This is a genomic window from Labilibaculum sp. K2S (assembly GCF_030372765.1).
Classification (GTDB): Bacteria; Bacteroidota; Bacteroidia; order Bacteroidales; family Marinifilaceae; genus Labilibaculum.
This window is the reverse complement of the sequence record NZ_JAUCMW010000020.1, coordinates 79,617-89,843: the sequence shown is the minus strand read 5'-3', so window position 1 is coordinate 89,843 and position 10,227 is coordinate 79,617. Positions and strand designations below refer to the sequence as shown.

At 37.8% G+C, this 10,227-nt stretch carries 4 protein-coding genes; 3 read left to right on the top strand and 1 reads right to left on the bottom strand.

The features are described from left to right. Positions 1-3,125 (bottom strand): hypothetical protein (locus QUH73_RS17355; protein WP_289531699.1); only part of this gene is annotated, 3,125 nt, incomplete at its 3' end. Positions 3,126-3,745: 620 nt separating this feature from the next. On the opposite strand from QUH73_RS17355, the gene QUH73_RS17350 reads away from it, so the two are divergent. The 3 genes from QUH73_RS17350 (at position 3,746) to QUH73_RS17340 (ending at position 10,145) form a co-directional block, all read left to right on the top strand. Further along, the gene (locus QUH73_RS17350; protein ID WP_289531698.1) at positions 3,746-6,757 is read left to right on the top strand and encodes a SusC/RagA family TonB-linked outer membrane protein; all 3,012 of its coding nucleotides are present in this window, start codon (positions 3,746-3,748) and stop codon (positions 6,755-6,757) included. A gap of 19 nt (positions 6,758-6,776) precedes the next feature. After that, positions 6,777-8,312 carry a RagB/SusD family nutrient uptake outer membrane protein gene (locus QUH73_RS17345; protein ID WP_289531697.1) on the top strand — a complete coding sequence of 512 codons (1,536 nt, stop codon included), beginning with the start codon at positions 6,777-6,779 and terminating at the stop codon, positions 8,310-8,312. Positions 8,313-8,426: 114 nt separating this feature from the next. Continuing rightward, positions 8,427-10,145, top strand: a complete 1,719-nt coding sequence (locus tag QUH73_RS17340; protein WP_289531696.1) for a LamG domain-containing protein — start codon at positions 8,427-8,429, stop codon at positions 10,143-10,145. Positions 10,146-10,227 lie beyond the last annotated feature (82 nt).

Here is a 10,227-nt window from a genome sequence, read left to right as displayed (position 1 = left end):
GTTGGGTTCGGGTTTATGATTGCATTGGCATCATCTGTTGCGGAACAGCCGTTGGTATCAGTCATCACAACAGAATAATTCCCGGAAGTGGTCACCAAAATTCCTTGCAAGGTTTCGCCTGTGTTCCACAAATATGTAGATCCTGGATGACCAGCATCGAACATGATATTATTCCCATTACATTCTTGTTGATCTGGCCCTAAATCAACAATCGGATTTGAATGAACCGTTAGATTCATATTATCACTACCCAAACATCCATTTACATCGGTTATATTAACAGAATAATTACCCGAAGTTGAAACCGTTATTGTTTGAGTAGTTTCGCCTGTGCTCCATAAATAAGCAGAACCAGGATGACCAGCATCCAGGCTAACTGTATTTCCCTGACAGATTGCCTGATCCGCCCCCAAATCAACATTCAAATTACTATTGATATCAATACGAACGGTATCTTTAGCAGGATCGACACAAGGAATTATTGGCTGTGCACTGAGTTCTAAATCGACAAAACCATTTGCGATATCGGTAATCCCGGGAGTATAAATTGCATTTAACAGACTGGAGTTATCAAAAGTTCCATCGCCTAAACTTTTCCAAAGATAGGATGATGCATTTGTAACCACCCCATTTAAAGACGCAGTCCCTGATTCACAAATCGTTAAATCAATTCCTGCATTCGCCGTAACATGTTGAATTACTCCAACAGTTACATCAAGAGGAATTTCAGATAACTTAAACATACTAATGCCATCCAAAGCAAAAGCATTATCAACACCCGTTGTGCTTGTATTATTGATTTGAACATTTAAAGAACTTGAGTTATCAGAATAAACCAGTCTTTGATATTTATCCCAATTACAAGGAGAATTGGTACTAAAGCTTTCGATTACAACACCATTAACAACTAGCTCAAAATCATCAAAACTATCATTTTTAAGATTTGTAATATTCAATGCAAATACGTAATAGCTATCTGGATCTACGGTAATAGACTGCTCCCAAACTGTATTATTTACAGATCCACCTTCAACAACCATTACATTATCGGGAGAATTTCCAGTAACACCTATACAGCTGCTTTTATCTGATCCAAATGCCCGAGTATTAGGACTAACCGTATATTTACTTGAACGGCTTCTACACGACCAACTTGAAGTACTTGAACAATAGTAGTAGTCACTTTGAAAACCTATATTCCCTAAAGTAAAATTGCCATTATCAACCAACTCCAAAGTCTCATCGATATAAAAAACACGTAAATGGTATGTTGTTGTTGAATCCGGCGAAACGACCACTCTGGAAGAAAGACCATCAACATCCCAATTAAACAGAAAATCATTTCCAGCATAAAGTTCAACAGATTCATCCCGACAAATTACAGTATCATTTAAAGTTACATTAGGAACAGTACCTGCAGCACTTGTAATATTCACCATATCCATTGCCGAACAACCGTTCATATCATAAACACGAACAGCATACAAACCAGGTTTATCAACATCCAGATATCTGTTTCTTGATCCGTCATCCCAAACATAGAAAAAATGACTTCCTGCATCCAATCGGATTACGTCACCTGCGTTCAAAACCTGATCGGGTCCTAAATCAACCACCGGAGGCGGAACCAGAGTCACATTAATATCATCTGTTGCATTACAACCATATGAATTTGTGACAGTAACTGAATAATTACCATCACCATACACAATGATTTCTTGTGTTGTTTCGCCTGTGCTCCAAAGATAAGCTGCACCTGAAATACCGGCATTTAACACAACCGGATTTCCTGAACATACTGTTTGATCAGGTCCCAAATCAATTGCTAGATTTGCGTAGAAACCAACATAAACAGTATCAGTCTCAACACAATTAAAAGAATTTGTCACTTCAACGGAATAGGTTCCGGCTGTTGACACTTCAATGGTTTGGGAAGTTTCCCCTGTATTCCATGAATAGATTGAACCTGCATTCCCCGCATCTAAAATAACATTTCCGCCGCCACAAGATGCCTGATTATCACCAAAACCAATAAATGGAACAGGATTCAAATTAAGAGTTAAAAAATCAGAGACAGCTCCACAAGGAGAATTCGAATTAGCTGTTGCTGTAAGTATTACACTACCGGTAGCTACATCATTAGTTCCTGGTATATAAGTCGAATTAACATTTGAAGGATTAGAAAAAGTACCATCACCTGAAGTCGACCACAAAAAACCTGTTTGGTTGGAAACTGTTGCGCTCACGCTTGCTGTTTCATTCCCACACATGGTAATATCAGCCCCCGCATCAATAGTTGCCGGTTCAATTACTGTAACTGTTCTGCTATCCGGTACTTCAACCAAAGGATTAAAAGAAATCCCATCTAAAGCATAATCATTACCACTTCGAATTAAATTCTTATTTACAATTGAGATTTCAATAGATGTTTTTGTACCTGAATACCATAAAGAATAAAACTCTTCCCAATTACAAGTTAAACCAACACCAGGTTCTATGTAATCACCCATCAAAACTCCATCAATCATAAACTCAAGTCTGGCCGGGTTGGTTGGATGAACATTAGCCGCCCAAGTTGAAAAAGCATAATACTGGTTGGGATTTACGGTAATTATCTGACTCCAAACAACTACATTTTCATCAGGAGCACCATTAACAATCAGCATTTTATCAGGACTATTTCCTGTATGGCCAGAGCATGCTGAAAAATTGGGGTGATAAGCCTGAGGATTGCTGTCAACAGCATATCTTCCCTCTTGATATAAAGATTCACTAGCTGAAGGATTGGCAAGAGAAAATACTGGATCCGGACAATAAATATATTCACTATAAAAACCAGTGTTTCCAAGATCAAAATCACCATTGGTAATTAACTCAGTTCCTGTATCCGGAACAAAAACACGAAGATTGTATGTGGTCGTTATTACCGGAGAAACACTGATTGCAGCTGACAGTTGTCCGGTACTCCAATTATACATGTATGAACCTGTTTGTGCTTCCAAGATAACAGATTCACCTACACAAATAGTTGTATCATTAACTGGTCGCACGATTTGTGCTGTTCCAGAATAATAACTAAATCCTATAACTATCGTAACACAAATAAGCTGTAGAAATCTTTTCATATTCACTCTTCACTCTTTCGTTAAAACCATCTACTCCAAATCTCCAGGTACTTGCCATTTGATGAAAGGCTCATTTTTTTACTTTAATTACGTAAATTTAACGATTAAAGTTTGGCTTTTTGCAAATCGATTCGCTTTACTCTTCAAAAAAACACATAAACGACAGGATATGAACAAATTGCTCATTTGTTTAATTTTTATTAAAATACAGACTAAATAAAGATGTGGCTGAATTTGTTAATTAATAAATTAACAACAATCATTTTTTTCAATACCTTAAATACAGCCACAAAATCGAAAACGATTTCGTAAAATAATACTTTTCAGCCTCTCATAATTCAATTATGATTTATTTAATCGAACTAAAATTCAAATTATTACCCCAACATACTCACTACCTAAATATCAAAATATCGTTTAAAGACACTATTTCCTCAAAATATTTCACATTTTTTAACACAGGTAAAACACCTAACTTAAAGACGCTTAACAATCACACGTAGTGGCAATGTTGTGTTAATTATTATTTCTGTTGAGGTTTAATAAACACGATCAATTTGGAATAAACACCTATATAGGCCGACCTTTATGAGGTTATTAATAATCAAAAATAAAAGAGCATGAGATTACTATTATCTAACCTAATTCTTTTGTTGTTTTCTATATCTGTATTTGCACAAAGCAATACTAATATTACAGGTATAGTTACAGACCAATCTGAAATGCCATTAATTGGTGTTACCGTATTTGTTAAAGGAACCACTTCAGGAACCGTAACAGATATTGATGGGAACTACAGCATTGAAGCTTTAAGCAATGCTACACTCGTTTACAGTTTTATTGGTATGAAAACACAGGAAATCCCTGTAAATAATCAGACCTTGATTAATGTGTCTTTACTTGAATCTACCACGGGTCTAGATGAAGTAGTTGTTATTGGATACGGAAAGATGAGCGTAAAAGATCTAACCTCATCAATAACAACAGTAAAATCAGAAGACTTGGTCAAAACTCCTTCTGGTAACGTTATGCAATCGTTACAGGGGAAAGTTGCCGGACTTCAGGTTATTAGTTCCGGGGCTCCGGGTGAATCACCAACCATACGCCTTCGTGGTATTGGTTCTTATCCCGGACACGACAATGAAGGACCTTTGTATGTTGTCGATGGAGTATTCTACGACAACATCGATTTTTTAAATACAGCTGATGTTGAATCAACCTCAGTACTTAAGGATGCTTCAGCCGCAGCAATTTATGGAGTGCGGGCTGCAAATGGAGTTGTATTAATTGAAACCAAATCCGGTAAACGAAATCAAAAAGCCCAAATCAATTACAATGGCTATTACGGATATCAAGTGGCCCAGAATGTATTGAAAATGGCGAATGCTGAGCAATACACGAATATGGCCTTAGAATCAGGATCGGCGGCAGATGAACAGTTCATATTAAATGCGATGCAGCGATACGGCAGAAGTCGTACAAATCCAAATGTACCAAACGTAAATACAGATTGGTATGACGAGATTATGCGTACTGCTGCTATTCAAAATCATAGTTTAAGTGTATCCGGAGGTAACGAGAATACGACCTACTCAATAGGAACAAGTTTCTTTACCCAGGAAGGTGTTTTGAATATGAAGAATGAGTATGAACGTTTTAATCTTCGTTCAAAAATTGACTTTCAGGCAAATGAATGGTTCACAATTGGTGGCAATGTAATTTTAAGTAACGCAACGAAATATGAACCTGAATCAGCAGCTTGGAATGTTGCTTATTTTGCGGTACCAATTATGCCTGTTTACGATGAACTAAATACTGCTGCAAGCCCAACAAGATATGCTAGTGCTGAGGACTTGGGGTATCGGGGAGGTAAAAACCCATTTCCAACAATGGATTTAAGTGAAAATCGTATTAGAACAAAAAAAATTCTTGCAAATTTCTATGCTAAACTGGACCTAATACCCAAAAAATTAAATTTCAAAACAACTTACAGTCAGGATTTCACTTCTCAGGAAGGACGTTTTGTTGATCTTGCCTATTTTGTCAGCACTAATTTTAAACGCACTGATGACTCAGTTCAAAAAAACTCTCAAACTACAACAAACCAGACCTGGGATAATATTTTAACCTATACCGATAGCTTTGGTGGTCATAATCTTACACTTATGGCCGGATCATCTTACAGGGATGAAACATGGAATTATCTTAGTGCAACCGGTTTAAATTTCCCCTCCGGACTGGAAGAAAACTGGTACATTAGTAAATCTAAGAGTAAACCATCTGATAGTGTTAATGATGACGGAAGAAAACAATATGGCATGTCCTATTTTGGAAGAATGTCTTATAACTTCAACAACAAATATTTACTATACGGAACAATGAGAGCTGATGGCAGCTCAAAGTATCAGGAAAAATGGGGTTATTTCCCAACTGTTGGTGCTGGTTGGGTTCTATCTGAAGAAAGCTTCATGAAGGATATCGAATTTGTTGACTTTTTAAAATTTCGCGCAAGTTGGGGTAAACTGGGAAATAATAAAATCGCGGCCAGCGATGGTGCTAATTCAACCAATGTTGTAACAACTGCTATTGATGGTGTTTTAGTTTCCGGAACAACAACCTCGAGTACCTACTCTTCTCTTAAATGGGAAGTTACCGAAGAAACAAACTTTGGTGTTACGACAACTCTTCTTGCTAACAGACTATCTGTAGATGCTGATTATTATATCCGCGACACAAAAAATGCAGTTATTGATGTTACCAATCCTCTTGTAGGAGGCACAGTAAGAAAAAATGCCGGAGAAATCAGAAACTCGGGATTCGAGCTGGCTTTGAATTGGAGTGACAATATTACAAAAGATTTAAAATACTCAATCGGAGCAAACTTTGCTACTCTTAAAAACGAAGTAAGGGATTTATTTGGTCAGCCATATATTGACGGTGGACAAGCAGAATTTCGTCAACGTTCAATTGTAGGTGAACCATTATTGGCATTTTTCGGACGTGAGGTAGTTGGTGTTTATCAAAACGAGGCTGAAGTCGCTGCTGATCCTGTTGCCGTGGAAAATGGCTTAGCTCCCGGTGATTTAAAATACAAAGATCAAAACAAGGATGGAAAAATTGATGATGACGACAGAGTTGTTTTAGGCTCTTATTTTCCAAATTTCATGTACGGTGCAAATCTTGGCATAACTTACAAGAACTGGGAATTCACAATGAATATTTTAGGACAGACTGGAAACAAAATTCTCAATCGTAAACGCGGTGAGTTAATCTGGACAAATGATGGAAACCTGGATGCTGATCTTGCAAAAAATCGTTGGCATGGTGAGGGAACATCAAATAAATATCCTTCCTCTGCAGGATTAAGAAAAGGCTGGAATCAAAAGATGAGTGATTATTTTGTTGAAGATGGATCCTATTTCAGAATTCAAAACATTCAAGTTGCTTACAATATAAGACAAAAGGTAATGTTTGGTGTAAAAGTTCCTGAAGCTAGAATTTCATTCACTGCAGATCGTCCTTTAACCGTATTTAGCTACAATGGATTTAATCCTGAAGTAGAAAATGGAATTGATACACAAACCTATCCTATTCCTGCAGTATATACACTTGGCTTAAATGTTAATTTTTAATTCGAAAAAACATTTCATCATGAAACTATTTAAATATTCTATACAGATCACCTTTGCAGCCGCTGCAATTCTATTTGCAACAGCCTGCGATGACAAATTAGACGAACCAGCCGAGAATATTGCCATTACAGACAGCACTGACTATTCTATTGCTGAAAATATGATTTCACCCTTAATTGGTCTTTATGCAGAATTCAATAATAAAGGCTGGGAAGCAAATCCATTAATGTCTGTTCGGGGAGATGATGTGAATGCAGGAGGTTTAGGTGATCAGCAAGATTTTGCCGAGACTGACATGTACAATTACAACAAGGATTTTTGGATGTACAATTCCGCCTGGGAAGGTGAATACCGCGATGTAATTACCTCTCACAGTACAATGGAGCAAATTCAATTGTATGCTGATGAAACCGGGAACCAAAGCTTGGCAGACCAGTACATTGCAGAAGCAAAAACAATTCGTAGCTGGATTCTCTTTAATATATCCCGAACATGGGGAGGTATTCTGATTCCAACCAGTTCTGATCCAACAGAATTATTGGTTGCAGATATCACATCAAAAAATGATGTAATGCAGCACATCTCTGATCAAATGGACGAGGCAATTCCTTTCTTACCGGATATGAATCCGAATCAAAGAACCGATATTCGTGGCGGCGTTACTAAATACACTGCACTTGCAATTAAAGCGCTTGCCAATTTGGAGTTAAAAAATTATCAGGCAGTTGCTGATGCTACTTCGCAAATTATCAGTTCCGCTAAATTTAGCTTGGAAGCTGATTTTTACGAGCTGTTTAAAATTCCCGGGAAGCTAAACAATGAGAATTTATTGGAAATGCAATATTCTGACTTTGGACAAGCTTCAGGAGATAGCAAAAGTTACCTGTTCGAATTCTTTGGACCGCAAAGCTGGACTCCAAAAGTTGAAGGAGCCGGCAGTGGTTGGGGATTTTGGGAACCTAGCTTAAAGTACATCAAATTCATGCTTGACAGAGGTGAGACTGTTCGTTTGGAAACCAGTGTATTATTTACAGACAGAGGTATTGCTGAAATTCAAAAAGATCCGAATTATGCAACACTACCTGCATGGGTTTCCAATACAACCCGATCGGGAGATGTTATTAATGATTATGCCCGTGCACTTTTTGCCAGCGGCAAGCACTATTTACCATCAGATCAACTTACACCTGGACGTACTACATACGGTACAAACAAAAACTTCACCTGCATTCGTTATGCTGAAATCCTGTTAATGCACGCCGAAGCAATAACTCAAGGCGCATCAAGCACATCAATATCTGCAGATGCTGCGGTTAATTTAGTTCGGGAAAGAGCTGGTTTAACATCAATTTCAGGAGTTACAAATGCACAGGTTATGGATGAGAAATTTGCTGAGTTAGCCATGGAATGGGGAACACGCTTTTTTGATATGGTTCGTCTTGAAAAATACAACGAGTTAAGCTACGAAGGAAGAACCTTTAATGCTGATTTGATTTATTTACCATATCCTCAAAATCAAGTTGATTTACTTCCAGTCTTAAAAGGCAGCAACTAATAATTTTGATCATTAAAATGAAGAAAATGAAACGACCATGTAAAAAAATTACACACAAGAGAATGAGTGTAATTTGGGAGTTCCATATGGCAAACAGAAACAAATAATAATCATATGAAATTATTTAAAAATATACTAATTGTAATGATTGCTCTCGTATTTGCTACGGCATGCGACGAAGGAATTGATCCGATTACAGCAGTGAAACCAGGAGTGGATGAAACTGCCCCCGTAGTCAAAATAAACTACCCTACTGAAGGAACAATCATAAAAGTTCTTGATTTGGTAACATCAATTGACATTGATATTAAAGTAACAGATGATATTGAAATTGGAAGCATATCTGTGCTAATGGATGGAACTGAAATAGCCGGTTTTACTACATTTACTGATTATCGAATTGCTCTTGAAAAATTTACCTATGACAATGTAAATACAGGAGATCACATTATGACTGTGACAGCAACTGATTTGGAAGGTAAAAGTACCACATCCTCGGTAAATTTCTCAAAAGAACCTCCTTACACACCATTATTCGATGGAGAATTGTTCTACATGCCATTTGATGGAGATTATTATGAATTGGTAAATATCGTACAGGCAACTAAGGTTGGATCTCCTGGTTTTGCCGGGGAAAGTATAATCGGAACGGATTCTTATTCAGGAACCACCGATTCTTATCTAACTTACCCAATTGCTTCAATGCTTACACCTGAATTTACTGCTGCATTCTGGTACAAGGTGAATCCATCGCCGGATCGGGCAGGTATTTTGGTTGTTGGAAATGATACCCCTGAAAATCGTAATCAGGGATTTAGATTACTCAGAGAAGGAAATGGTGCCGAGCAAAGAATTAAGCTTAATGTAGGTATTGGTACTGCTGAAGTTTGGAATAATGGTGATGTTATTGACGTTGCCGCCGGAGAATGGGTTCACATCGCTTTTACCATTTCACAAACACAATGTACAATATTCTTTAACGGCGTTGAAATGAGCTCTTCCCCTATGGATGCAGGTGTTGATTGGACTGGATGCGAAACATTGACAATTGGTTCTGGAGGCGAAACATTTAGCTATTGGGATCACAAATCTGATGGAAGTGCTATGGATGAACTCCGTTTATTCAATAAAGCACTAACTGCAGACGAGATTCAAGATATGATTAATGTTACCAATCCATACCAGCCAAAATACGGTGAAACATTCTATATGCCTTTCGATGGAGGCAATACCGATTTAATTAGCTACAATGACGCCACAGTAGTAGGCACAACAGGTTTTGCGGGCGAAAGTGTACTTGGAAGTGATGCTTTTGCTGGAGCCACTGATTCTTACCTTACTTTTCCTATCGAAGGGCTGTTTGGAGAAGAGTTTAGTACTGTATTTTGGTATAAAGTAAACCCTAGTCCGAACCGCGCTGGAATTCTCGTAGTTGGAAATAACATTCCCGAAAATCGCAACCAAGGCTTTAGATTGTTGCGGGAAGGCAGTGCAACCGAACAAAGAATAAAATTAAATGTTGGGACCGAAACAGCAGAAGTTTGGAATGATGGTGGTGTTATCGATGTAACTGCCGGCGAGTGGATTCAAATTGCAGTCACCGTTTCCCTAACAAAAAGCACAATTTATTTCAACGGTGTGGAAATGTTATCCTCAGATCTTTCTAAAGCTATTGACTGGACCGGATGTACCACAATGACGATTGGTGCCGGAGGCGAAACTTTCAGTTACTGGAATCATTTATCCGATTCAAGTTTCCTTGATGAGTTGCGCATATTTAACAAGGCGCTTAGCCAGGAAGAGATTCAAACAATATATGACGCAGAGAAGTAATCTCTCTGTTTAGAATTCTTAATTCCAGAGGTTTCTCAAAACCAGAAGCCTCTGGAATACAATATTACTCAACCAGAATTAA